Here is a 25,621-nt window from a genome sequence, read left to right as displayed (position 1 = left end):
CAGCCTCCTTTTCAAGGCTTATACTAAACCTTGACGTTGGGTCAGGGTCAAGCGAACAAAGGAGCTTATAATGAAAATAAAAGAAGTCGCAGACAAACTGAACATATCGCAAAGAGCTATTCGGTTCTATGAAGGCAAAGGTCTGATTGCACCCTCCAAGCAGGCTGACAATCAGTACCGAACGTTCGACGAGCAAGACATCTGGCGGCTGCAGACGATTATTGCGCTGAGGGAAGCCGGCATGTCGATTCCACATATCCGAGAGGCTCTGTCGGATATCGATACGCAAGGAGGCAGCCAGCTTCGTTATTTGCTGGAGCTGCAGCGCTCCGTCATGTTCAGCAAATGGATTGAAATGAAGGGCATTATTGAAACAACTGATGTTATGATTCAAGCCTTGCATACGAACGAGGAGCTCCCCCTTGATCGGATTTATTCGCTGGCCGAGGGCTCGCGTAGATTAAGAGAGCATAGAGCTTGGGAGGACAAGTGGGGATTCGACGGCTTAGCGGGCATTCACGATCAGCTTGTGTCGGAGGATGGGCAGATGTATCCGGACTATGACGAAGCGCTTGCCTGCATCGTGCGGCTAGTGTCTCCTGCCCTCGGGGAACGGGGGCTCGATATCGGCACGGGCACTGGAAATCTGGCTGGCCGGCTCCTTACAGAAGGAGCGGTCATGGCGGGTGTCGACCAGTCCAGGGAGATGCTGAAGGCATGCAGTCGCAAATTTCCGGAGCTGGAGACCAGGCTAGGCAATTTTCTGGCCTTGCCCTATATGGACGGCCGCTTTGATTTTGTGGTATCAAGCTTTGCCCTCCATCACCTTACAATCGAGCAAATGCGGATGGCGATTGAGGAAATGCGCAGAGTACTGAGACCCCATGGCCGAATCTGCGTGGCTTACTTGAAGCCGGACGGCGAAGCATCTGCCGTTGAGCTCCATTCCCACTTCGAGAGCTATGGCTTTTTGACCAAGCAGCATATCATTAACGATCGGCTTCAAGTGATTCTTGCCGTGCCGATTCGACCCAAATAATGGCTATTTCCATGATTTACACCTTCCTCATTCTGAGGTACTCTAAAAGGACTAGAGAGGCGGTGTATTCTTGTCATTCTCCCGAATCATCCTGGAGCCGATCAAGCGGCACAAGCTGCTGACAGCGTTATTCCTGCTGGCTCTTCTAATCGAAGTGGCCTATGCGGTAGCGGCTCCATATAGCTTGAAATACTTAGTGGATAAGGCGCTGTATCCACGTGATTTCCATGTCTTTATGCTTATTCTGGGCTTTCTTCTGACCGGCGGCCTGCTCAGCATTCTCGCCAATCTATTAGGAGATTATTCGCTGGGCAAGCTGAGCGGAAGCACCGTGCAAGGGCTTCGAGCGAAGCTGTTCGCGCATCTGCAGAAGCAGTCTCTTCCCTTCTACCAGCGCTACCGCATTGGGGATCTGGTCACACGGTTCACGTCGGACATGGCTTCCATTGAACAGGTCGTACGAATCACAAGCCCTGCGCTCCTGAAGGAATCCGCAGGACTCCTGCTCGGTCTGACTATGCTGCTGCTGCTGGAATGGAAGCTGACGCTCGCTATGCTGGCGGGCACCCTGCTTATGATGGCAGGCCCCAAGCTTATGCAGCGACGGGCGGAATCGTCAAACCTTGCCTTTAAGCAAGCGCAGGAGAACTTCTCCAATACGGTCGACGAGATGGTCAAGGGACACCGGACCATCAAGGGCCTGCATCAGCAGGAGCGTTTCACGAAGCAGGGTGCCAGGAACATCCAGGACTTGTTCACCTCAGGCTTCAGGCTGTTTATGACAAACGCGCTTATGGAGCGGATTCCGCTGGCTATGCTGATGCTGCTGAACGGCGTCATGATTGGGCTCGGCGGCTACCTTATCTTCAAGGATCAGATGACGATCGGCGACTTTATCGCTTTTTTCACCTTGTTCATGAGCGTGGGGCAATCCGGCAGCAATCTATCGTATCTCATTCCCAGCTTGATAGAGTCGAGCATCAGTGTTCGCAGAATTAACGAGGTGCTGGACGAGCAGCCGTCCGTGCCGGAATCGCACAACCCTGTTCCATTGCCGCCTGAAGTCGGGAGCTTCCGGTTCAGGGACGTCGCCTTCGGCTATAATGACGCTGCCTATCAGCTTCGCGGCGTGACGCTGGAAATCCCAGCAGGCAGCTATGTTGCCTTCGTCGGAGCAAGCGGCTCAGGCAAAAGCACAGCGCTTCAGCTGCTGGCCCGCTTCTATGATCCCAAGGAGGGCTCTGTTAGGGCTGACGAGCTTGATTTGCGTGACGTCAGCGAAGCATCTCTGCGTCGTTACGCCACCCTGGTAACACAAGACACGTTTCTCTTCAACACGACAATACGGGATAATCTGGTGCTGGATCAGCGGGACATAACCGAAGAGGAGCTGCATGGGGCAGCCGCCAAAGCGCACATCCACCACATCATTGCGGGCTGGCCCGACGGTTATGATACCAAGGTGCAGCAGGAGGGAGGCACCCTGTCGGGAGGCGAACGCCAGCGGCTTGCGATCGCCAGAGCCTTGCTTCGCAAGCCGAAGCTGCTTCTGCTGGACGAGGTGACGGCCGCGCTGGATCCCGTTGCCGAAGCGGAGATTAACACCCTCCTCTATCAGCTTCGCGGACGGCATACGATTGTTACCGTTACGCATAGACTCGATTCCGCCCTTGGAGCGGATAGAATCTTTGTCTTTCAGGAAGGGCGGGTCGCGGAATTCGGAACCCACAAGGAGCTGCTGGAGCGCAACGGCTTCTACAAGAAGCTATGGGACAAGCAGCACGGCTTCCTCCTCTCGGACGATGGGCGCCAAGCAGCCGTACAGGCGGACCGTCTGGCCCAGCTTGCCTTCTTCGAGGGGCTGGGACAGGAGGCCTTGGAGCAGCTGGCAAGCTTGTTTACTTCAGAGGCCGTCAGAGAAGGCGACCGCATTGTGCGTGAGGGCGATGAGGGCGACAAATTTTATATTATCGTGAGAGGGAAGTTCGAGGTGTTGAAGCGGCAGGCGGACGCCAGCGAGCTGAGGGTGGCCGTTCTTCAGGACGGCGATCACTTCGGCGAGATTGCCCTGCTGCGGGACATCCCGAGGACGGCAACCGTCATGGCGGGCAGTCCCGGCATCCTGCTGACTATGCGAAGAGATGACTTTGCCGCGATTACCGCTCAATTCCCGCAAATCCGCACGATGCTGGAACGCTCGCTTCAGGCTCGAACCTAACAATTCCTTTACCTAAGGAGGTCTATTGAATTGGCCCTGCATATCAAATTGTGCGAAACCGACAACGAGCTGGCTATGGCCGGAGTCTTTTTCTTGAAGAACAGACGCGATCTTCATCCCAGCTTCATGACGATGAATGTGGTCGAGCTGCTGTATACCTACGCCACACAAGGTAAAATTGTCATCGTGTTGGATGAGGCGGGCCTCATCGTGGGATTATCCGCCTTCTACATCGGCACGCCGGAGGAAAATTTCCAGAATCAGGACACGGCGCTGATCGATCTCGCCATTGGCGACAGGAGCTATCGCGGCTCAAGGATGTTCGTGAAAGGCCTGCAATTTGTCGTTCAGAGCATTGTAGAGCAGAATCCGCAGGTGAAGGAGCTGAGGCTTGTCGCCTATTCCAGCAACGCCTATTTGTGCCGCCTGTACGCGAAGTTTATGAATAAGGGCGGACAGCGGGAAGGCCAATTGGGCCAGGAAACGGTATTTTTCACATCCATTGCGCAAATAAAGACTATTCTTGGAAAATATTCTGTCGTATAATGGGACTGATATGTCATTATACCCATGCTCATCCTATCAGAAGGAGGTGAAGCGCATGGTTCCACCAAGACCAGAAATAAAAGATGTTTCCAAAGGCAGCGGATTTGGGAAAATCGTCAAGCTTAACGAATCCCTTAGAGTCGCACTGAAATAATGCACTATATCCACCGTCCTTGCGAGCTGGAGATGGATCACTCCGCATACATGAAGTTTCTGCTCAGCAACTATGATCAGCTCCGCTCGCCGTATTCCTTCCCTATGACGCTTAGCTTCATAGCCAGCCCATTAATATTGGGACAAGCCTGGCTCATCTTTAGCGAAGAAGAATATGAATGTGTAGGCGCGTTCAGCGTGGTCTTCGGCACCGGTGAACGGAATTACGAGGACCGCGAGATTTGCCAGCTGTCGGTGGCATACCTGCAACCGGAGGTGCGACGCACACCGTTATTCGCTCGCACCATGCACCTGCTCCTCCAGAGGCTCGAGCATCTGAATCCCGAGATCAAGGAGCTTCACGTGTGGACGGCGAGGAACAGCGATGAGCAGAGGCTGCTGACGAAGCTTAGCCGTCTCGACGGCGCAACGCGCAGGGCGACTGATGGCGATCTAGAGCTGTACGCCTTGCCTTTCCACTCGCTTAAGATGTATTCGCAATCATTGAATCCAGACCGATGAAATGAACAGAGCCCGTGACCGCTTATTGGCGGATCGCGGGCTTTATTCGTTCATCACCATAAAAATTTACATCAATCGCTTATAAAATCCCCCAAAAATAGGAATGGTAATAAAGCAATTTTATACCTGTAGAATCCATGGGGGAAAAATGAAAATGGAATGGAATCAAACGAAGTTGCGTGAACATGCTCATAAGCTCGCACTGGAGCATGACCCACACGGCAAGCGGGTTTCTTCAAAGTCGCTATGGACGTGGATGGAGGAGGACGTTAACGAGCTCAGACGGTTTATGGCTGAGCTGAACGACCGTGCCATCCCCTGCGAGCAGCCTGCCGAGGAATGGCTGATGGATCATTCCGAATTTCTGGAGTCAGAGCTGGCCGGCATTCATATGGAGCTGGATGACTTCCCGTCGAAATCGCTGCCGGTGCTAAGCAAAAGCGCCAGAACAAGAGTGTCCTCCATATGCGAGGCCTATCTGGCCTATACGGACGGACTGCTGGACGAGGACCTGTTCGTCTCCTATCTGGAAGCGTATCAGGAGGTAGCTGTTCTCACCTCCGCCGAAGCGGGAGTCCTCCCTGTTATGCTGAAGATGGAGCTGGTGCGAAGGCTTGTCACACTAGCCAAGCCGCTCCAGGAGAGACGCGCGATCTGCAGACAGGTAGACCGCATGCTGTCAGCGATTCCGGTGTCGGAGCTGACGCCGGAGCGCCTCAAGGGGGCGCTGGACGAGGAAGGCATTGAGCTGCCGTTATCCGGCGCGATGATCGTCCATCTGGTGAAGCATCTGAGAGAGCACGCCGAGGATTCAGCGCATGTCGGAGAATGGCTGATCTGCAAGCTGGAGAATGAGCCCTCGGATCTGGACTCCATCTTATCCTACGAATACCGGCTTCAAGCAGAATATCAGGTCGGCATTGGCAACGTGATCGGCAGTCTGCGGAAGCTTTCGAGATGGCTGTGGAGCGAGCTGTTCGAACGAATCAGCGTCATTGAACAGACGCTGCGGCGGGAGAAGGCCGGCGATTATCCGCGATTGGACGCAGCCAGCCGGGGCACGCTGCGCCATCGGGTCGAGCAGTTGGCCCGCCGCATGAGAGTGCCGGAAAATTTGGTCGCTTCCCAAGCCGTAAGCTTGGCAGAAGCGTATACAGAGAACACTGATGCTTCGGAAGGCGCGCACGGCGGACTGCCTGCCAGAGGCAGCTATGTGTCTTATTACTTGCTGGATGCGCGCGGCATGAAAGTGCTGCAGCAGGCGCTCAAGCAATGCGGCAAAGCAGGCGCGCTGCCAGAAGCCGGCCTTCGTCTGCGCGCCTCCGGTCTGTACCTGCAGATGGCATCGCTTGGCACACTGATCGCAGTGGCCGTCATGTCCACAATAGTCGGCACGGGAGCGGCATACGATTTCCCGATCTCCGCGGGCGCCTTCGCTGTCTGCGTGTTGCTGCTGCTCCTTCCCGCCAGCGAGTGGGCGGTAACTGCCCTGCACTGGTTTATTGAACGAATGACAAGGCCCATCCGTCTGCTTCGTTATGACTTTTCCGGAGGCGTGCCGTCTGAAGCGAGGACTATGGTGGTCATTCCGGTCATCTGGAGCAGACCGGACAATATTAGAGCGACCTTCGACCGGCTGGAGCTTCATTATTTGGCCAATCGCGATCCCCATATCCACTTTGCCGTGCTCAGCGATTTCAAGGATGCGGCTGAAGAGAAGCTGCCGGAGGATGAGGAGCTGATCCGCATCGCCAAAGCCGAGCTTGACCGGCTGAACAGTGACTATCCGGAAGCATCCTTCCACTTGTTCCATCGCAATCGGTTATGGAATCCGTCCGAGAAGGCTTGGATGGGCTGGGAGCGCAAGCGGGGCAAGCTGGAGGAATTCGTCAAGCTGCTGAAGGGCATGCCGGGGACCAGCTATGGCATCCAGTACGGGGATCCAGCCATATTGCAGGATATCCGGTATGTCATTACGCTGGACGCCGATACGCAGCTACCGCTGGAGAGCGCCCGCCGCATGATCGGAGCCATCCATTTGCCGTATAACCGGCCGAGGCTGGATGCGACCGGTACGTTTGTAGAAGAAGGCTACGGCGTGCTGCAGCCTCGAATCGGCATGACCTACGAAAGCGCGCAGAAGTCGAGACTGACATCGCTGTTCGCCCACGAAGCGGGGCTTGACCCTTACGCGTTTGCGGTGTCGGACCCTTATCAGGACGCCATTGGCCAAGGCATCTTCACGGGCAAAGGCATCTTCGACGTCGACACCTTCCATGCTGCACTAGGAGGCCGCTTCCCGGAGAACCGCGTGCTCAGCCACGACCTGCTGGAGGGCGGCTACCTGCGTGCCGGTCTGCTGTCGGATATCGAGCTGATCGACGATCACCCGCCGACCTTCCTGGCGCATCAGAAAAGACAGCACCGCTGGACGCGCGGCGATTGGCAGCTGCTTCCTTGGCTGAAGTCTTCTGTGAAGAACGGCCAAGGCGAGCTCGCCCCCAATCGACTATCGCTCATGACGCGCTGGCAGATCGCGGACAACCTTAGGCGAAGCCTGCTTCAGCCTGCTCTTCTGGCCATACTGATAGCGGCGCCGCTGCTGCCGGGCTCTCCCCTGCGTTGGTACGGGATTGCCCTGTTCACGCTGCTGCTGCCCGTTATTCGCCAGCTCTTTACGCTCGATGGACTGCTTCGTAATCCGGGAGGCATTCTGCGGACGTCAGCTCATGTGCTGCTGTCCTTCATTACCCTGCCGTTCCAGAGCGCCATGCAGCTTGACGCGATCCTGTGCACGCTGTATCGCATGCTGGTATCGAAGCGTCGTATGCTGGAATGGACCAGCCAGGCGGAGGTGGAGCGGCTGAGCGGCAACTCGGGGGCTCCGCCGCTAGCGGGCATGCTCGGCGGCTACGTTCTGACCGCGCTTATGCTTATAGCCATCCCTCTGCCAGACGTATCAGGGGGTACGAAAGGCATTGTGCTGGCTGCTGTTCTGCTATGGAGCATGGCGCCGCTGTTCGTCCGCTGGCTGGACGCTTCGCCTCAGCATGGCGAAGCCGCGTTTACCGAGCAGGAGACGGAGACGCTGCGCGGGCTGTCTCGGGATATTTGGTCCTTCTATGAGGACTTCGTCACGGAGAAGGAGAACTGGCTGCCCCCGGACAATGTGCAGCTGGAGCCGGATCGTGGCGTGGCGCACCGGACCTCTCCTACGAATATTGGGATGTATGCCGTATGCGCCGTCGCCGCTAGAGACTTCGGCTTCATTGATACGCCTGGCCTGATCGAGCGGCTGGAGCGTACGGTTGGCACAATGGAGAGGATGGAGAAGTGGGAGGGCCATCTGTATAACTGGTACGACACCCAATCGCTGGCCCCTCTGATGCCGGTCTACGTATCTACCGTCGACTCAGGCAATTTGGTGGCAGCGCTCCTGGCAGTCAAGGAAGGATTGCTGGAGTGGATGCAAAGCGACTGGAGCAGCCAGCCGGCTTCTGGCGGGACCCATGAGAAGGATCGCCGCCACACCAATCGATTCGAGGTCGCCTTCTCCGCGGAGCTGGGCTCTCCCGGCAAGAACGACTGGATGATCCGCGGCAGCCGGCTAGCGGAGCGAATTGACGCGCTGGCGCGTGGAACCGACTTCCGGCAGCTCTACGATGCCAGAACCAATCTGTTTGCGCTAGGCTATCATGTGTCCCGGCGAGAGCGGGACGACATTCTATACGATCTGCTGGCTTCCGAGGCGAGACAAGCAAGCTTCGTCGCCATTGCGATGGGACAGGTGCCGGTCTCCCATTGGAACGCGCTTGGAAGAACAATGACCAAGGTCGACGGCAGGCCCGCTCTCCTGTCGTGGAGCGGCACGATGTTCGAATATTTGATGCCGTGGCTGCTCATGAGAACATACCGCCAGACGATCTGGGACAGCACCTATAAGGCCGTTGTTTCCAGGCAAATTCAATATGCGAAGCAGCGAAAAGTGCCGTTCGGCATATCCGAATCCGGCTACTTCGCCTTCGATCATCAGCTGAACTACCAGTATCGCGCGTTCGGGGTTCCCGGTCTGGGGTTCAAGCGCGGGCTGGAGCAGGATCTGGTGCTGGCCCCTTACGCTACCATCATGGCATTGCCGTATGCCCCCAAGGAGGGATTGCGCGCGCTGAAGAAGATGGAGGAGCTTGGCGGACGAGGGCCTTATGGCTACTACGAAGCCATGGATTTTACGCCGCGGCGGCTGAAGCGGGAGCACCGCCATGAGGTCATCCGCAGCTTTATGGCCCACCATCAGGGCATGAGCATGCTGACCCTGTCCAATCTGCTGCTTCCCCATTCCATGATCGATCGTTTCCATCGGAACAAGGAGGTGCGTGCGGCGGAGCTGCTGCTTCAGGAACGAATTCCTCGCGAGGTCCGAATGATCCAGCATCCCGCCTTGTCTCGTTCATTATTAGAGCGGGACGCGGTGCCGAATACCTCGGAGCCGGTGCGGGAATTCACTTCGCCGCATACCGCGACCCCCGAGGCTTGCGTCTTGTCCAACGGCAGATTCAGCACGGTCGTCACAGCAAGCGGCAGCGGCTTCAGCAGCTGGGAAGGCTTGTCCGTCACACGGTGGCGGGAGGAGCCCGTTATGGACTCATGGGGCGCCTATATCTATGTCCGGGACGTCGGCAACGATCGGATATGGTCCCCTTCGTTCCAGCCTTGCCGGACCGAAACGCCGGAGCAGCGCGCTCGCTTCGAGCCGGACAAGGCGTCCTTCGAGCGCCGCTTCGGCGACGTGCTGACGCTTATGGAAATATGCGTATCGCCGGAGACCGACGCGGAGGTGCGCCGCATTACGCTTACGAATGAAAGCAGCGAGCCGAAGATGCTGGAGGTGACCACCTATCTGGAGCTGGCGCTTGCGAATCCCATCGCGGACGATGCGCATACCGCCTTCAGCAAGCTGTTTATCCGGACGGCTTACGACGAGAGCAGCGGCTGCCTTATCGCGAGCCGCCGCAAGCGCGAAGCCAAGGATCAGGACCTGTGGGCTGCCCACGCCTTGGTGGCTGAGGGAGCTGCGTCTGCGGAGCCGGAATTCGAAACGGACCGCTCAGCCTTCATCGGTCGGGGCTATCGCCTGGAGGAGCCGCAATCCATTCGCTCGCGGCTCAAAGGCAAGACGGGCTCTGTCGCGGATCCTGCCTTCGTCATGAGACGGCGTGTGAAGGTAGAGCCTGGCGCGCAGGCCGTATTCTATGCCGTTACTTCGGTATCCGAAACGAAGGAAGGCGCTCTCGGAGCTGCAGCCGGCATAACGAAAACGCACGCGGTGGAGCGCACCTTCCAGATGGCATGGACGAGAAGCCGCATCGAGCTGCGAAGCCTCGGACTGGAGCAAGCGGAAGCGTTCGTGTTCCAGCGGCTTGCGGCGCAGGTGCTGTATACGCCGCCGCTAAGCGGCGAACGGAGCTCCCGCATTTTGGCCAACGTCAAGGGACAGCCGGGATTGTGGGCCTTCGGCATCTCCGGCGACAGACCAGTAGTGGTCGCCGAGATTGACAAACGCAGCCGCCTCCCGTTTGTCATCAAGCTGCTGACCGGCCATGAATATTTGCGCCGTCTCGGCATTCGCTTCGATCTGGTGCTGCTGAATCGGTCGGCGGACGGCTACGAGCAGGATCTGCAGGACGCGTTGAGCCGTGCCGTAGAGCATGGCGTCGACCGCTTCGGAGCGGGACACGCCAACATTCACGTCCTTCCTGTCGGACGGCTCTCGGAGGAGGATATGACGCTGCTGCTCTCCGTAGCAAGGCTGCTGCTGCGCTCAAGCGGCCCCTCTCTCGCCGTCCAGCTTCGCCAGCTGCGGGGTGTGCGGGAGCATGGCTCGCTGAAGGCGCGCGCGGTGGAACGCAGCCGCACAAGGAGCGAGAGACAGGGCGACGCCCTGGATTCGGCGGCACTGAGCGATCATGCAGACAGCGCGGAGCTGTTGCCGATGGACAAGCCTGCCTCTCCTTCGCAGGAAGGGCGCGCTGTTACGCTGGATGCCAAGGATGTGTTGTTCCACAACGGCTGGGGCGGCTTTACGCCTGACGGGAAGCAATACAAGCTGCTTATTGAAGGCGGCAAGCACCTGCCGGCGCCATGGATTAACGTCCTGTCCAATCCCGGCTTCGGAGCTATCGTATCGGAGCTCGGCACCGGCTACACGTTCTGGCGAAACAGCAGAGAGTGCAAGCTGACGCCTTGGTCGAACGACCCCGTGCTGGATCCGCCGGGTGAAATCGGCTATTTGCGTGACGAGGATTCGGGCGGCTTGTGGACGCTGACCCCTTGCGCGGGCAACGATGCCAGCCCTTATCTGGTCACACATGGGCTCGGCCATTCCTCCTTCGAGCATGAGCGATACGGCATACGCCATACGCTGAAGCTGTTTGTGCCGATGGATGATCCCGTCAAAATTATGCGTCTGCGGCTCACGAACCATTCCGCTGTGACAAGACGAATGTCCGTGACCTATTATGCGGAGTGGGTCATCGGGGTGCAGCGCCAATCGAACGCATCCTTCATCGCCAGCGAATGGGACCACGACGCTGAAATTTTAACCGCGCAGAACAGGTATCAGGAAATATTCCGGGAAGCCACACCGTTCCTCGGTGTATTCCCTCAAGGTATCAAGGATGAAGACGGATTGTCATGGACAGCTGATCAGCTCGGCTTCGTTGGCCGGAATGGAAGCGTGGAGCGTCCTTCTGCGTTGTCTCGCGTCAGTCTGGACAAGCGAGTCGGGGTTCATGCCGCCAGCTGTGGAGCCGTTCAGCGCAAGCTGACGCTTAAGCCCGGCGAGGAGATGGAAGTTATTATCCTGCTGGGCTGCGCCACCTCCAGAGCCCAAGCTGCGGCGCTTGCACAAGAATATTCGGACAGTGCGCGCTGCGACGCCGCATGGCAAGGCACCTCCAGCCATTGGGAGGAAACGCTGGAGCAGATTGTGGTCGATACGCCTTCCCAGGAGACGAACATTCTGCTTAACGGCTGGCTGCTGTATCAATCGCTTGCTTGCCGCATGTGGGCGCGAACCGCATTTTATCAAGCCGGGGGCGCCTTCGGCTTCCGGGACCAGCTGCAGGATTCGCTTGCGATTCTGCATACCCGTCCAGAGCTGACGAGAAGGCAAATTTTGCTCAGCGCCTCTCATCAGTACGAAGAGGGCGATGTGCAGCATTGGTGGCATGAAGAGACCAGCCGCGGCATTCGCACCCTGTTCTCCGACGACTTGCTTTGGCTGCCCTATACGGTTTCCCGTTATATCGACCATACAGGGGACAGAACCGTATTGGACGAGGTCGTCGCCTATATTACCAGTGAAACGCTGCGGGAAGGCGAGCATGAACGGTATGAGGAGACGGTGCGGTCCCAGCAAGCCGGCAGCGTCTATGAGCATTGCTGCCGCGCCATCGACAAGTCGCTGCAGCGAATCGGCGAGCATGGGCTGCCGCATATCGGAGTTGGCGACTGGAACGACGGCATGAACCTGGTTGGGGATGAGGGCAGAGGCGAAAGCGTTTGGCTCGGCTGGTTCCTGTGCGAGGTGCTGAAGCGGTTCGAGCCGTTATGCGAGAGCCTTGGCGAACAAGATCGCGGCGATCGCTACAGGCTGGCTCGCGAGAAGCTTGCAGAAGCTCTTCACGAGCATGGCTGGGACGGACAATGGTACCGCCGTGCCTTCACTGATGCAGGCACATGGCTGGGCTCCCTGCAGAATGAGGAATGCCGGATCGACGCCATCGCCCAATCCTGGTCGGTCATCTCCGGCGCAGGCGCTCCTGACCGGGCGCAACAGGCCATGACCTCGTTCGACCGGGAATTGGTCGATCGTGATATGGGCGTCGTCAGACTGCTGGCTCCTCCATTCGATCGCACCGAGCCAAGCCCTGGCTATATCCAGGGGTATCCGCCGGGCATCCGCGAGAACGGCGCGCAATATACGCACGGCGTCATCTGGAGCATTGTAGCCTGGTGCAAGCTTGGACGCGGAGACAAGGCCTTTGAGCTCTTCCGCATGCTGAATCCGGTCAACCATACGAGAACCGAGCGCGAGGTGCGGACCTATTATGGCGAGCCTTATGTTATGGCTGCGGATGTGTACACGGCGGAGCCTCATCAGGGCCACGCCGGCTGGACCTGGTATACGGGCGCCTCAAGCTGGATGTATCAGAGCGGAATCGAATGGATCTTGGGCCTGCGCAAGCAAGACAAGCGATTGTATCTGAATCCATGCGTTCCGGCCGAATGGCCTGGCTTCCATGCCGCCTACAGATACGGCCAGACACGCTACCATCTGAGCTTTCTGCGAGAGCGAGACGGCGACTTCGATCTGATCGCCGGTCAAGAGACCTATATCGAGCTGGAGGATTCCGGCGGCGATCGTCACCTCACCATTCAACTCCAATAATTGAAGCGACGGAATAGCGGCTTGAACGCGCTATTCCGTCGCTTTTTTTTTCATCTTACAACTGCTTATATATCGCCATCAGCTGAGAGGCAATCTTCTCCGGCGAATGCACCTTGATTGCATATTCACGCCCCCGCTCGCCCAGACGCTGACGCTTCTCCGGATGCTGCAGCAAATACAGCAGCGTCAGCTCAATTGTATATGGATTAGCCGATACAACGGGCAGCTCCGGGGGATATTGCATCCTCAGATCATCCCTGATATACGCGATGACCGGCTTGCCGAGAAGCATGCTTTCAATAGAGAGAATGGAATATACGCCTAAGCATACCTGATCCACAATAATATCCGCTTTCTCATACCATTTCATCGCTTCGGCATGCGGCATTTTCTGAATGAGCTTAAATTCAAAATTCGCCCTTCCCGCAAGCCGCTCGATCGCCTGCTCTACAAACTCCGTTCCTTTAATATACGGATCGCTTGGGGCATGCACAATAAGCGGCTTTTTCTCCTGGCAATTGGGATATATGGGCTTCAATCCTCTGTGGTCTACCACATAATGAACGAGGTGAACATGCTTGAAATAAGGTCCGACATACTCCAGAATCTCATAATCCGGAACGATGACATGCTCAAAGTGGTTAGCGAGCAGCCTCAGCCTCTCGACAATCTCCGTCTCCTCCATCGTCTTCACTCTTACGTAGGGATTGCTTCTCCGGGCGATAGAGGCTTGACGCACCTCAGAGCCCCAGAAATTCATCACCTTCTTCTTGCCCTCCAGCAAGGGCAAGTCTGGATAGGAATAGCTGTTCGAGAAGGTTAATGCCCCGTGGAAATGAAAAACATCGTATTTGTCCAGAGCCTCCTTCGCGAAAGTCTCCATTGCTTGTGGCCGCAGAGGGATCGGAAGATGTGCAATAGGTGAAGGAATATCCGTAGGATATTGAAAAATACTGGTTCCATAGGTGCAGAATGAAGCTTGAACCCCTGCTTTCCTAAGCGCTAAAACTTGCGAGCTCATCTGGCCGGCAGGATTATATGGCAAATGAATGACTTTCATGACACAGCTCCCTCTATCCATTTTCCTCTTTCTTATTCTATTTTTGGGTATTCAATAGGGAAACGGCCGATACCTAAGGAATGCTCTAATAGTGCGCAAAGGCTCCCATCCAAGCAATCTATCAGCTCCATCATATATTAGGAACAGAGTCAGCATAGAGAGGAGTGAGAGAGTATGCGGAAGGTGGACATTGAAGCTCTGGATGTGGGCAAGCTGCTCGGTCGGCAGAGCTTGACGCCCGCCACCCCTGACGACGTCCATTATTTGCGGGATCGCGTCGTTCTAATTACGGGAGCGGGAGGCTCCATTGGCTCTGAGCTTGCGCTTCAGGCTGCGGCACAAGGTCCAAGGAAGCTGCTGCTGCTGGGACACGGGGAAAATAGTATTTTTCTAATAGATAGAACCATTAGAGAGCAATTTCCGCAGCTTGCTGTAGAAAGTCTTATAGCTGACATCCAGGACCGCGCTCAAATTGATGAAGTATTCCGTAAGCATGGACCGCAGGTCGTCTTCCATGCCGCCGCGCACAAGCATGTGCCGCTGATGGAGAAGAACAGGATGGCGGCTATTCAGAACAACATATGGGGAACTGGCATTGTTGCAGAGCTTGCGAAGGCGCACAAGGCCCTCAAGTTTATTTTTATCTCGACGGACAAAGCCGTATATCCCGCCAATATGATGGGAGCGACCAAACGAGTCAGCGAAATGATCATCCAGCAATTGTCCCAAAATAGCCAGACCGAATTTTCAGTTGTCCGCTTCGGCAATGTGCTGGAAAGCCGGGGCAGCGTCATTCCGATCTTCAAAAGACAGATAGCCGATGGCGGTCCTGTGACGGTGTCGCATCCCGATATGATGCGCTACTTCATGTCCATTCCGGAGGCCGTTCACCTCGTTCTGCACGCCGGCGCCTTATCCGTGGGCGGTGAAATTTTTATTCTGGACATGGGTGAGCCCGTTAACGTGCTAGAGCTGGCAAAAGCGATGATTCGCCAAGCTGGACTAGAGCCGGGGCGCGACATTCCAATTCAATTCATCGGCATCCGCCCTGGAGAGAAGCTTCGGGAATTGTTGACCTACGAGGAGGAAATCGTAGCGCCGAGCGCTCATCCCCGCATATCCGTCATTCGACCCAAGCCTCTGAACAGCCCGCTGCTGTCCAGCGATTTGGAGCGGCTGGCTAAGCTTCGGCCAGGGCATACGGATATGGCTATGGAGCTGCTTGCTGCAATCATCCAGAACGGGCAGAGCGAGCTGAGCGGCTCTGAATAACCCACCCCTAGACTGGCGAACGGCCATCCTGACTATGCTGGACGAAGCGGCGGTTAGCCGAAGGCGCTCCATCGTCATGATCGGGACGACAGCGCGGGTGGGCAACCCTTCCCTCATCATCGCCCCAGTCCGGGAGTCCCGAGAATTTGTCTCCTGCTCCCTCATTATTGGAACGGCGGAGCAGCTGAAGGAAATTTGCCTGTTCGCGGATGGCAAAGCGGACTATATCTTCATTGATGCGGAGGGCAAAACGCCAGACGCCGCTTGCTTCGTCACTTTAGCCCGATCGATTGTACTCCGCAGCACAGTGAGAACGTATAAAGGCAACGATATTACAGCGCTGGCCTGTGATCTGCTGATTAGCTCGATCATCCCGGATGTATCGTCGCTGAAAGCCGCAGTCCTCGGAGCCGGCAACCTGGGCTCCAAAGCCGCACTGGCGCTTGCGGAACGAGGCGCCCGCGTAAGCATCTGCCGCAGGGACGATAAGGCGACTCTGCTGGCCGAGGCGTTGAACAGTATGCTAAGCAAGCACTCGCAAGGCCGCATCATCGCGGCGTCAAGCCTGGCCGAAGCCGCTGACGGCGCGCATATCGTAATTGGTTTTACGCAGGGTTTGCCTGTGATTACAGCCGAGATGATGGGATCGCTTCCCGCTGGAGCGCTCATCATTGACGGAGGCATCGGCACGCTCTATGAAGAGGCTGTACAAGAGGCGAACCAGCGGGGCCACTTTGTATACAGACTAGATGTTCGAATCGCGTTTGCCCATATTGTGAACAGTATTTTATCCACGGAGCAGTTTCTGGCCCATACGGCTGGCCGTGTATGCAGGGACGGAAGCTTTTACGTCGCTGGCGGCGTGATCGGCATGAAGGGCGACATCGTTGTGGACAGCTTGCAAGCTCTCCACTCGGTTATCGGTGTCGCCGACGGTAAAGGCGGGGTCGACCGTAGCCGCCATCCATATTGAAGAAAGGGGCAAAAGCGCTCATGAAAGTCATGACCATTATCGGGACGCGTCCAGAAATCATACGTCTGAGCCGCATTATCCCGAAGCTGGATCAGCTGGCGCAGAAGCATGTTCTTGTGCATACGGGACAGAATAAGCAGCCCTATCTGAACGACATCTTCTTCAGCCAGCTGGGGCTTCGCCAGCCAGACTATAGGATCGATCTCCCCAGCCTCTCCTTCGGCGGGCAGCTCGGCACTTTGTTCCCGGAGATGGAAGGAATGATTCGGTCGGAGCAGCCCGATCGCGTGCTCATATTGGGAGATACGAACAGCGCGCTATGCGCCGTTCTAAGCGAACGCATGGGTGTTCCCGTATTCCATATGGAAGCCGGCAATCGTTGCTTCGACCCGCGGGTGCCCGAGGAGATGAACCGGAAGATCATTGACACGGCTTCCTCCTTCAATTTGCCCTATACGAGAGGAGCCCGGGACAACCTGCTCAAGGAAGGGATTTCGCCAACCCGTATATGGGTATCCGGCAATCCGATCTACGAGGTTATCGAGCATTACAAGAAGCAAATTGATAGAAGCGATATATTGGAGCAGCTGTCGCTTAGCGCGAGCCACTATATCCTCGTCACGGCGCATCGAGCGGAAAATGTAGACAATGAGCCTACACTTCGAAGCATATTCGATGGTCTGCGCCAGATTGCTGATGAGCTGCAGATTCCGTTGATTTGCAGCGTTCATCCTCGCACCAAAGCCAAGCTGGATGCATTCGGAATTACTGCTGACAGCCCATTAATCCGACTTTTCGAGCCATTTGGCTTCTTCGAATTTATTAAGCTGCAAGCGAACGCCCGCTGCGTCATTACGGATAGCGGCACCGTGCAGGAGGAAAGCTGCATACTTGGCGTTCCAGCCGTCATTATCCGTCGAAGCACTGAACGGCCCGAAACCGTCCTATGCGGCAGCAGCGTCGTATCGGGCGTCGAGTCCCGCCGCATTGCCGAATGCGTAAAGCTTATGACAGCCGGGCGAAAAAGTTGGAGCTATCCGGAGGGCTATATCGATCCCAATGTGTCGACGAAGATCGTGAATATGGTACTGGGAGGGCTTCATCATGTTTAAAGATTCAACCCTATTAATAACCGGGGGCACCGGCTCATGGGGACAGGAGCTGACGCGCAAGCTTCTGCCCTTCCAGCCGAAGGAGATCCGCATCTTCTCCCGCAACGAATTTGCGCAGGTCCACATGCAGCGCACGTTCGATCATCCGGCCTTGCGCTTTATCATTGGAGACGTCCGAGATCAAGAGGCCGTCATGGAAGCTTGCCGCGGCGTCGACTATGTATTCCATCTGGCCGCGCTGAAGCATGTTCCTGTCTGCGAGCTGCAGCCCGACGAGGCGCTCAAAACAAATGTGATCGGCACGGAGAATGTCATTCGGGCGAGCATCAGGCATGAAGTCCAGAAGGTCATTGACGTATCGACCGACAAAGCGGTTGATCCTATCAATTTCTACGGCATGACCAAGGCGTTTGCCGAGAGACTGATGATACGAGCGAATGCCTTGAGCGACAAGACTCGTTTTGTTTGCGTTCGGGGCGGCAACGTGCTTGGCACGCAAGGAAGCGTTGTCCCTTATTTTAAGGCCCTCCTGGGGCAGAAGAAGGACATTCCTCTCACCTCGCACGAGATGACTCGATTTTTCCTGACCATATCGGAAGCTATTGATCTGCTCCTGAAAGCCTCGGTTGATTCCGTAGGCGGAGAAATATTCGTTATGAAAATGAAAGCTTGCCAGATCGACCATCTGGCCGAGGTGCTTATGGAGCGCTTCTCGGACGGCAGCTCCCGCCTGATGGAGACGGGCATACGTCCTGGCGAGAAGCTGCACGAGGTGCTGGTGTCCAGCTATGAAGCGGGACGCACCTATCAATTCGGACAACAATATTACGTCATCCTGCCAGAGGACCCCACGGAGCTGCATATTCAAAAGTATGCCGCCCTCGCCAAAGCCGGATTCCCCCATTACCATTCCAACCTATCCATTCTATCCAAGGATGAAATCGCAGCAATGCTTCGCGATGGCGGCTTTTACGATTAAGAAGGAGGAGAGTTCTGTTGGAGCTGCAGCGTTCGAAGCCCATCCATGTCTGTATGCTTGCTCTTCAGCATCCCTTCACGGATGCGCGCATATTCAAGAGAGAAGCAATCAGTCTGGTGAAGCTGGGCTACAAGGTTACACTGGTTGTCCCTCGCAATCGCCAAGGCTATATGTACGACATCGATGGCACGCCATTTACGGATCGTTTTCTTGAGCCGGAGTTTGTTCATGAATCGGTTCATGTCGTCTCCTATTCCCCCCGTATGCCATTCCAAGCTCATATGGAATTGGCCATTCGCGATGGCCGAAGCCTCTATTTCGAGGATCCGTTGTTTAAGGCTGGCTTGGCTCAGGAAGCCGATATTTATCACGCGCATGAATATCATTCCTTATATTCGGGTATCGGAATCAAGCGGGCGCTCAAGGAGAAGGGAAAGTCGGTCAAACTCATATATGACAGCCATGAAATAACGGAGGGCGACAAGGTTCCGCTCATGATCGATATGCTACGGGAAGCGGACCGGGTCATTACCGTATCGGACGCCATGTCGTCGTGGTACAGCAATACCGTACCCTCCATGCCGCTTGAGGTGATCTACAACTCGCCGCCGCTTGCTGCCGCTTATACGCCGCCTCCGAAGAAAAAGGATACGTTTATCGCCTGTTACGAAGGGTATATGCACAAGGACAAAGGCAGCAGCGCCAAGCTGTTCGGGATTACCGAAAACTGCGCCAGCACCTTTGATTTTCGCTTCAAAATATTAGGCGGCACAGCCGGCAAAACGCTGGAGCTGCCGCCCTCGGTCCAGAATCGCATAGAGCTGTGCGGATGGATCGATTACCGCCAGATACCGGAGTATATGGCGGATGTTGATATCGGCTGGATTGATTACGATATTCAAGCGTCTGATACGCCTCTTAATTACAGCATCGCGTTGCCCAATAAGTTTTTCAGCTACTTGAACAATGGGGTGCCGGTAGTCGTCAACAATTGCCCGGAAATGGCCAGAATCATTCGCGAATACAAATGCGGCATAGTGATTGAGCATGCTAGTCCGACTGCTGAGCAATATGCAGAGTGCTTCCGGAAATTGCAGGACGATCGGAAGAAGCTTCGGAAATTAAGCAAAAACGCCAGAGCCATGATGGAAGAGCTGTTCAGCTGGGAGCATATGGAGAAGCGGCTGTCCCGCTTGTATGCTGAACTCGTCGCCAGTATGGGAGGTGTATGACCTATCGATCACGTTAATGAGCCGCTCGTCTCCATTGTGATTCCTACGTATAATTGTCCCTTTATCGGATCCGCGATCGAAAGCGCACTTGCACAGAGCTATGGGCACAAAGAGGTCATTGTCGTTAACGACGGCTCCACCGAGCATACAGAGCTTATACAGCCTTATTTGGATAGAATCCGATATATGGAGAAATCGAACGGCGGAACCGGCAGTGCCCTAAATGCCGGCATTCGCGAGGCTCGCGGACAATATTTCACATGGCTTAGCTCCGACGACTTATATGCTGCAGATAAGCTGGAGAAGCAGCTGGCATATATGGGCTCCGTTCAAGCTGACGCCTGTTATTCCGCTTTCGATATCATCAATGAACACAATCAGATAACCGGCACGTTCAGAGCAGGCTTCGGGGATCGGAGGGCCTTTTATGAGGCCATGCGCGCCGGCAATGTCATCAACGGATGCACGGTTATGCTGAAGCGCGAGGTGTTCGATCATGTTGGCTTGTTCGACGAAAGCTTAAAATGCACGCAGGATTACGATCTCTGGTGCCGCATTTTGCAGCATTATCACTTCCATTACCTGGATGAACCTCTCGTGCAATATCGGGTTCACAGCGGGATGAGCACCAAGAAGCTTAGCGACACATTGGCCAAGGAACGCTCCTATGTGCAGCAGCGATACAGTGAGCTGTTCCAGAGACTGCTTTCGCGTTGAAAGATAAGCCAGCAGAGAGAATAGGCTTACGTTCTGATCATGAGAAATCCTCTATCGAGGCCTTTCAGTGATGAGCGACCGCGTTTAGATATAGGATTTATCGCCAAATAGAATTTCCGTTTTCGAATGCTCGAAAACTTATAAATTCTATTTTGGTTAAATAAGCGGTGCAGGGCAAGCACGTTCCCTGACACCGCTTTTTGGTTGGCCAGATGGCCTATGGACTTGGCTTACGGCTTCAGCTCATCAGGCAATAGCTCGTCCTGCTGCGTAGAATGGAGGGCATCCAGGCTTTGGAATTCATAGCCTTGCCGCCTTGCTTCATCAATGATGCTGCCCAGAGCATCCGCATTGTCCTGCGACACCGCATGCAGCAGCAGAATAGCTCCTGGATGCAGCTGCTTCGTCACCTGCTGGAACGCGAAAGACGCTCCCTTCTGGGCTCTGACATCCCAGTCCTTGTAGGCAATCGACCAGAATACGCTTGTATATCCTGCAGCTTTGCTAGTAGCCAGCACCTTATCATTAAATATGCCGCGAGGCGGACGCAAATACTCCATCTCCTGCTGACCAGCAACGAGGCGAACCTGCTCCTTCACCTTCTCCAGCTCTAGCTTGATCGACTCCTCCGATAAACTCGTCATATCGGGATGGCTCCAAGAATGATTGCCGATGATATGCCCTTCCGCAGCCATTCTCTTAAGCAGCTCCGGCTGATCCTTAATGTAATGACCCGTTACAAAAAACGCAGCCGGCACCTTCTTCTCCTTCAGCACATCCAATATCTTGCCAGTCAGCCCGTTTTCATAGCCATTATCGAAGGTTAAAAATAGCTCCTTGCGCGACGTATCGCCCAGAAATAACGCGCCATGCTTCTCCACGACAGGCTTAAAGCCTTCCTGATCAATGGATGGCAGCTGCCCGTTGACACTTTTTTTGAATCCAAAATGAAACGCCCCCGGCTCCGCTGAAGCGACGCCTGAGAACATAATGGCAGCAAGCGTCGCCGCAGCCGCAAGCTTCATAAGCTTCTTGCGCAATGTGATCTCTCCTCTTCTCTTACCTTTATCGCTGTCTTAGCCTGCCCCCTCTGCATGCATTATGATTCCCATTGTCTCCCTTCCCTATCCGCTCAAGCTTCCTCCGAAGCACCCGTTGAAGCACAAATAGACGTTCCTGGCACGTCTATTTGCCCCAGAACACCCGTCCCAGCTCATTTAGACGTTTCTGGCACGTCTATTTGCTTCAGAACAGCCGCCCCAGCTCATTTAGACGTTCCTGGCACGTCTACTTGCTCCAGAACACCCGTCCTAGCACATTTAGAAGTTCCTAGCACGTCTATTTCCTCCAGAACACCCGTCCTAGCACATATAGACGTTCCTGGCACGCTTATTCCTTCGAACTCAATATTCTATAAGCTATGTAAGTACAAAAAAACCTAATCTTATTTATAAGATTAGGCTGTTAGTTTAAACGATATGGTCGGGACGACACGATTTGAACATGCGACCCCCTGGTCCCAAACCAGGTGCTCTACCAAGCTGAGCTACGTCCCGATGGATGGAGCGGAAGACGGGAATCGAACCCGCGACCCTCGCCTTGGCAAGGCGATGCTCTACCGCTGAGCCACTTCCGCAAAAAAATGGTGCCGCCGAGAGGACTTGAACCCCCAACCTACTGATTACAAGTCAGTTGCTCTACCAGTTGAGCTACAGCGGCATAAAGATGGTGACCCGTAGGGGATTCGAACCCCTGTTACCTCCGTGAAAGGGAGGTGTCTTAACCCCTTGACCAACGGGCCTTATGGAATAGCTAGAATAAGTACAACGGAGAAGGAGGGATTCGAACCCTCGCACCACTTACGCAGTCTAACCCCTTAGCAGAGGGTCCCCTTGAGCCACTTGGGTACTTCTCCAGAAAATGGCTCCCCGAACAGGACTCGAACCTGTGACAACTCGATTAACAGTCGAGTGCTCTACCAACTGAGCTATCAGGGAATATCGCGTTTTTCGATGAACAGCTTCAAGAGCTGCTCCAGAACATACGCTTCAATGCTTCTCAAGGCTTGCGCCCTGAAAACTGGATACGAAAGTTTGCTGAACTTTTTAGCTGAAGCCTTTTTTGAGGCCCCCGCAAAGTAATGTCTAAACTTCTATCGAAGTAACTCAAGATGAGCAACCGCGATTTATTGGTAAGTTTAGACGCCGATCAAGCATCCGCTTGATGCGGTCGGATTACTCCTCGAAGCCTACGCTTCACTTTGTGGGGTACTTTTAGGATAAGCCCTCGACCGATTAGTATTCGTCAGCTGCACACGTTGCCGTGCTTCCACCCCGAACCTATCAACCTCGTCGTCTTCAAGGGGTCTTACTAATTGGGAAATCTCATCTTGAGGGGGGCTTCACGCTTAGATGCTTTCAGCGCTTATCCCGTCCGTACTTGGCTACCCAGCGGTGCTCCTGGCGGAACAACTGGTACACCAGCGGTACGTCCATCCCGGTCCTCTCGTACTAAGGACAGCTCCTCTCAAATTTCCTGCGCCCGCGACAGATAGGGACCGAACTGTCTCACGACGTTCTGAACCCAGCTCGCGTACCGCTTTAATGGGCGAACAGCCCAACCCTTGGGACCTACTTCAGCCCCAGGATGCGATGAGCCGACATCGAGGTGCCAAACCTCCCCGTCGATGTGGACTCTTGGGGGAGATAAGCCTGTTATCCCCAGGGTAGCTTTTATCCGTTGAGCGATGGCCCTTCCATGCGGTACCACCGGATCACTAAGCCCGACTTTCGTCCCTGCTCGACTTGTAGGTCTCGCAGTCAAGCTCCCTTATGCCTTTGCACTCTTCGAATGATTTCCAACCATTCTGAGGGAACCTTTGGGCGCCTCCGTTACATTTTAGGAGGCGACCGCCCCAGTCAAACTGCCCGCCTGACACGGTCCCTGTACCGGATTCACGGTACCAGGTTAGAACTCCGATACGATCAGGGTGGTATCCCAAGGACGCCTCCACCGAAGCTGGCGCTCCGGCTTCTTAGGCTCCCACCTATCCTGTACAGATCGTACCAAAGTCCAATATCAAGCTGCAGTAAAGCTCCATGGGGTCTTTCCGTCTTGTCGCGGGTAACCTGCATCTTCACAGGTATTAAAATTTCACCGGATCTCTCGTTGAGACAGCGCCCAAGTCGTTACGCCATTCGTGCGGGTCAGAATTTACCTGACAAGGAATTTCGCTACCTTAGGACCGTTATAGTTACGGCCGCCGTTTACTGGGGCTTCGGTTCACAGCTTCGGGTTGCCCCTAACCGCTCCCCTTAACCTTCCAGCACCGGGCAGGCGTCAGCCCGTATACTTCGCCTTACGGCTTCGCACAGACCTGTGTTTTTGCTAAACAGTCGCTTGGGCCTTTTCACTGCGGCCCCCTCGGGCTATTCACCCTACCGAGGCACCCCTTCTCCCGAAGTTACGGGGTCATTTTGCCGAGTTCCTTAACGAGAGTTCTTCCGCGCGCCTTAGCATGCTCTGCTCGCCTACCTGTGTCGGTTTGCGGTACGGGCACCTTGATCTCACTAGAGGCTTTTCTTGACAGCCGGAGTACATGACCTTCGCTACTGCAATTTTCGCTCCCCATCACAGCCCAGCCTTATAGTTGGCGGATTTGCCTACCAACTAGCCTCACTGCTTGGACGGACTATTCCATCAGTCCGCGTCACTGCCCTTCTGTGTCACCCCATCGCTCAAACGATTTTCGGTGGTACAGGAATATCAACCTGTTGTCCTTCCACTACGCCTTTCGGCCTCGCGTTAGGTCCCGACTTACCCTGAGTGGACGAGCCTTCCTCAGGAACCCTTAGGCTTTCGGCGGACAAGATTCTCACTTGTCTTTTCGTTACTCATACCGGCATTCTCACTTGAATGCTGTCCACCAGTCCTTACGGTCTGACTTCAACCTACATTCAACGCTCCCCTACCCAAGTACCCTAAGGTACATGCCATAGCTTCGGTGGTGTGTTTAGCCCCGTTACATTTTCGGCGCAGAGTCACTCGACCAGTGAGCTATTACGCACTCTTTAAATGGTGGCTGCTTCTAAGCCAACATCCTGGTTGTCTGTGCAACTCCACATCCTTTCCCACTTAACACACACTTGGGGACCTTAGCTGATGATCTGGGCTGTTTCCCTCTTGACAATGGATCTTAGCACTCACTGTCTGACTCCCGGTAAGCATGTCTATGGCATTCGGAGTTTGACTAGACTTGGTAACCCTTGGCGGGCCCCGCACCCAATCAGTGCTCTACCTCCACGACACTCACAACCGAGGCTAGCCCTAAAGCTATTTCGGGGAGAACCAGCTATCTCCGAGTTCGATTGGAATTTCTCCGCTACCCCCACCTCATCCCCGAATTTTTCAACATTCGTGGGTTCGGGCCTCCAGTGCGTGTTACCGCACCTTCACCCTGGACAGGGGTAGATCACACGGTTTCGGGTCTACGACCACGTACTATGGCGCCCTATTCAGACTCGCTTTCGCTGCGGCTCCGGCTTTCCACCTTAACCTTGCACGTGATCGTAACTCGCCGGTTCATTCTACAAAAGGCACGCCATCACCCATTAATCGGGCTCTGACTTCTTGTAAGCGCACGGTTTCAGGTTCTTTTTCACTCCGCTCCCGCGGTGCTTTTCACCTTTCCCTCACGGTACTGCTTCACTATCGGTCACCAGGGAGTATTTAGCCTTGGCAGATGGTCCTGCCGGATTCCGACGGGGTTTCACGTGTCCCGCCGTACTCAGGATCCGTCTCGGAGGGTGCTGGCTTTTGGTTACAGGGCTTTTACCTCTTCTAGCGGGCCTTTCCAGACCTCTTCGCCTAACCAACACCTTTGTAACTCCATGTGAGACGTCCTACAACCCCAAGGAGCAAGCTCCTTGGTTTGGGCTAATCCGCGTTCGCTCGCCGCTACTGACGGAATCACTTTTGTTTTCTCTTCCTCGGGGTACTTAGATGTTTCAGTTCCCCCGGTATGCCTCTACCTGACCTATGTATTCAGTCAAGAGTAACTGGGCATTACCCCAGCTGGGTTTCCCCATTCGGAAATCCCCGGATCAAAGCCTGCTTACGGCTCCCCGAGGCGGTATCGTTGTTCGCCACGTCCTTCTTCGGCTCCTGGTGCCTAGGCATCCTCCGTGCGCTCTTATTAGCTTAACCTATCGTTCCGGTTGATTCGGCTTGCCCGCCGTTTTTACTTTGTTTCACCCCTCACACAAATGATGTGGTGGTTTAAACAAAATAAAAAGATGTCGGGACAATCTCGAACAACCTTCACTTTCGCAGCTGCTTGGCTCGCTTTCG

13 protein-coding genes, 6 tRNA genes and 1 rRNA gene are annotated in these 25,621 nt (G+C 55.1%); 11 read left to right on the top strand and 9 right to left on the bottom strand.

The window, feature by feature from the left end:
• The first annotated feature begins 70 nt into the window (after positions 1-70).
• The 5 genes from AB1S56_RS07635 to AB1S56_RS07615 all read left to right on the top strand — a co-directional run bounded on the left by AB1S56_RS07635 (position 71) and on the right by AB1S56_RS07615 (position 12,927).
• Entirely contained in the window at positions 71-1,039 is a 969-nt protein-coding gene (locus AB1S56_RS07635; protein ID WP_340870393.1) for a MerR family transcriptional regulator, read from the top strand.
• 70 nt (positions 1,040-1,109) lie between these two features.
• Complete coding sequence (locus tag AB1S56_RS07630) at positions 1,110-3,257, top strand: ABC transporter transmembrane domain-containing protein (RefSeq protein ID WP_340870395.1); 2,148 nt, start codon at positions 1,110-1,112, stop codon at positions 3,255-3,257.
• Positions 3,258-3,287: 30 nt separating this feature from the next.
• Complete coding sequence (locus AB1S56_RS07625) at positions 3,288-3,803, top strand: hypothetical protein (RefSeq protein WP_340870398.1); 516 nt, start codon at positions 3,288-3,290, stop codon at positions 3,801-3,803.
• 153 nt (positions 3,804-3,956) lie between these two features.
• Complete coding sequence (locus AB1S56_RS07620) at positions 3,957-4,478, top strand: hypothetical protein (protein ID WP_340870401.1); 522 nt, start codon at positions 3,957-3,959, stop codon at positions 4,476-4,478.
• A 154-nt stretch (positions 4,479-4,632) separates the two neighbouring features.
• Positions 4,633-12,927 carry a glucoamylase family protein gene (locus AB1S56_RS07615; protein WP_340870403.1) on the top strand — a complete coding sequence of 2,765 codons (8,295 nt, stop codon included), beginning with the start codon at positions 4,633-4,635 and terminating at the stop codon, positions 12,925-12,927.
• A gap of 55 nt (positions 12,928-12,982) precedes the next feature.
• On the opposite strand, the gene AB1S56_RS07610 is transcribed toward AB1S56_RS07615, so the two are convergent.
• A complete protein-coding gene (locus AB1S56_RS07610) occupies positions 12,983-13,810 on the bottom strand; it encodes a glycosyltransferase (protein ID WP_340870405.1) in 828 nt (275 codons plus the stop codon).
• Positions 13,811-14,161: 351 nt separating this feature from the next.
• Between AB1S56_RS07610 and AB1S56_RS07605 the strand changes: the two genes are divergently transcribed.
• From AB1S56_RS07605 to AB1S56_RS07580, 6 genes are all read left to right on the top strand, one after another.
• Entirely contained in the window at positions 14,162-15,259 is a 1,098-nt protein-coding gene (locus AB1S56_RS07605) for a polysaccharide biosynthesis protein (protein ID WP_340870406.1), read from the top strand.
• Between the two features lie 76 nt (positions 15,260-15,335).
• Positions 15,336-16,232: an NAD(P)-binding domain-containing protein gene (locus tag AB1S56_RS07600; RefSeq protein ID WP_340870408.1), complete on the top strand. Its 897-nt coding sequence runs from the start codon at positions 15,336-15,338 to the stop codon at positions 16,230-16,232.
• A 20-nt stretch (positions 16,233-16,252) separates the two neighbouring features.
• Complete coding sequence (gene wecB, locus AB1S56_RS07595) at positions 16,253-17,344, top strand: non-hydrolyzing UDP-N-acetylglucosamine 2-epimerase (RefSeq protein ID WP_340870409.1); 1,092 nt, start codon at positions 16,253-16,255, stop codon at positions 17,342-17,344.
• Complete coding sequence (locus tag AB1S56_RS07590; protein WP_340870411.1) at positions 17,337-18,323, top strand: polysaccharide biosynthesis protein; 987 nt, start codon at positions 17,337-17,339, stop codon at positions 18,321-18,323. The genes wecB and AB1S56_RS07590 overlap by 8 nt, the downstream gene beginning before the upstream one ends.
• 17 nt (positions 18,324-18,340) lie before the next feature.
• Complete coding sequence (locus tag AB1S56_RS07585; RefSeq protein WP_340870413.1) at positions 18,341-19,555, top strand: glycosyltransferase; 1,215 nt, start codon at positions 18,341-18,343, stop codon at positions 19,553-19,555.
• A gap of 36 nt (positions 19,556-19,591) precedes the next feature.
• Positions 19,592-20,272, top strand: coding sequence for a glycosyltransferase (locus AB1S56_RS07580; RefSeq protein WP_340870414.1), 681 nt, complete (start codon positions 19,592-19,594; stop codon positions 20,270-20,272).
• A 230-nt stretch (positions 20,273-20,502) separates the two neighbouring features.
• On the opposite strand, the gene pdaA is transcribed toward AB1S56_RS07580, so the two are convergent.
• The 8 genes from pdaA to AB1S56_RS07540 form a co-directional block, all read right to left on the bottom strand.
• Entirely contained in the window at positions 20,503-21,261 is a 759-nt protein-coding gene (gene pdaA, locus AB1S56_RS07575; protein WP_340870421.1) for a delta-lactam-biosynthetic de-N-acetylase, read from the bottom strand.
• A gap of 490 nt (positions 21,262-21,751) precedes the next feature.
• Positions 21,752-21,828, bottom strand: a tRNA-Pro gene (locus AB1S56_RS07570).
• Positions 21,829-21,833: 5 nt separating this feature from the next.
• A tRNA-Gly gene (locus AB1S56_RS07565) sits at positions 21,834-21,908 on the bottom strand.
• 7 nt (positions 21,909-21,915) lie between these two features.
• Positions 21,916-21,991, bottom strand: a tRNA-Thr gene (locus tag AB1S56_RS07560).
• Positions 21,992-21,998: 7 nt separating this feature from the next.
• Positions 21,999-22,073: transfer RNA gene (locus tag AB1S56_RS07555), tRNA-Glu, on the bottom strand.
• A 26-nt stretch (positions 22,074-22,099) separates the two neighbouring features.
• Positions 22,100-22,187, bottom strand: a tRNA-Ser gene (locus AB1S56_RS07550).
• 6 nt (positions 22,188-22,193) lie between these two features.
• A tRNA-Asn gene (locus AB1S56_RS07545) sits at positions 22,194-22,269 on the bottom strand.
• Between the two features lie 277 nt (positions 22,270-22,546).
• Positions 22,547-25,477 (bottom strand): 23S ribosomal RNA (locus AB1S56_RS07540).
• Positions 25,478-25,621 lie beyond the last annotated feature (144 nt).

The sequence above is a fragment of the Paenibacillus sp. PL2-23 genome (genome assembly GCF_040834005.1).
Classification (GTDB): Bacteria; Bacillota; Bacilli; order Paenibacillales; family Paenibacillaceae; genus Pristimantibacillus.
The sequence above is the reverse complement of the archived record's forward strand: the minus strand, read 5'-3'. Positions and strand labels throughout refer to the sequence as shown.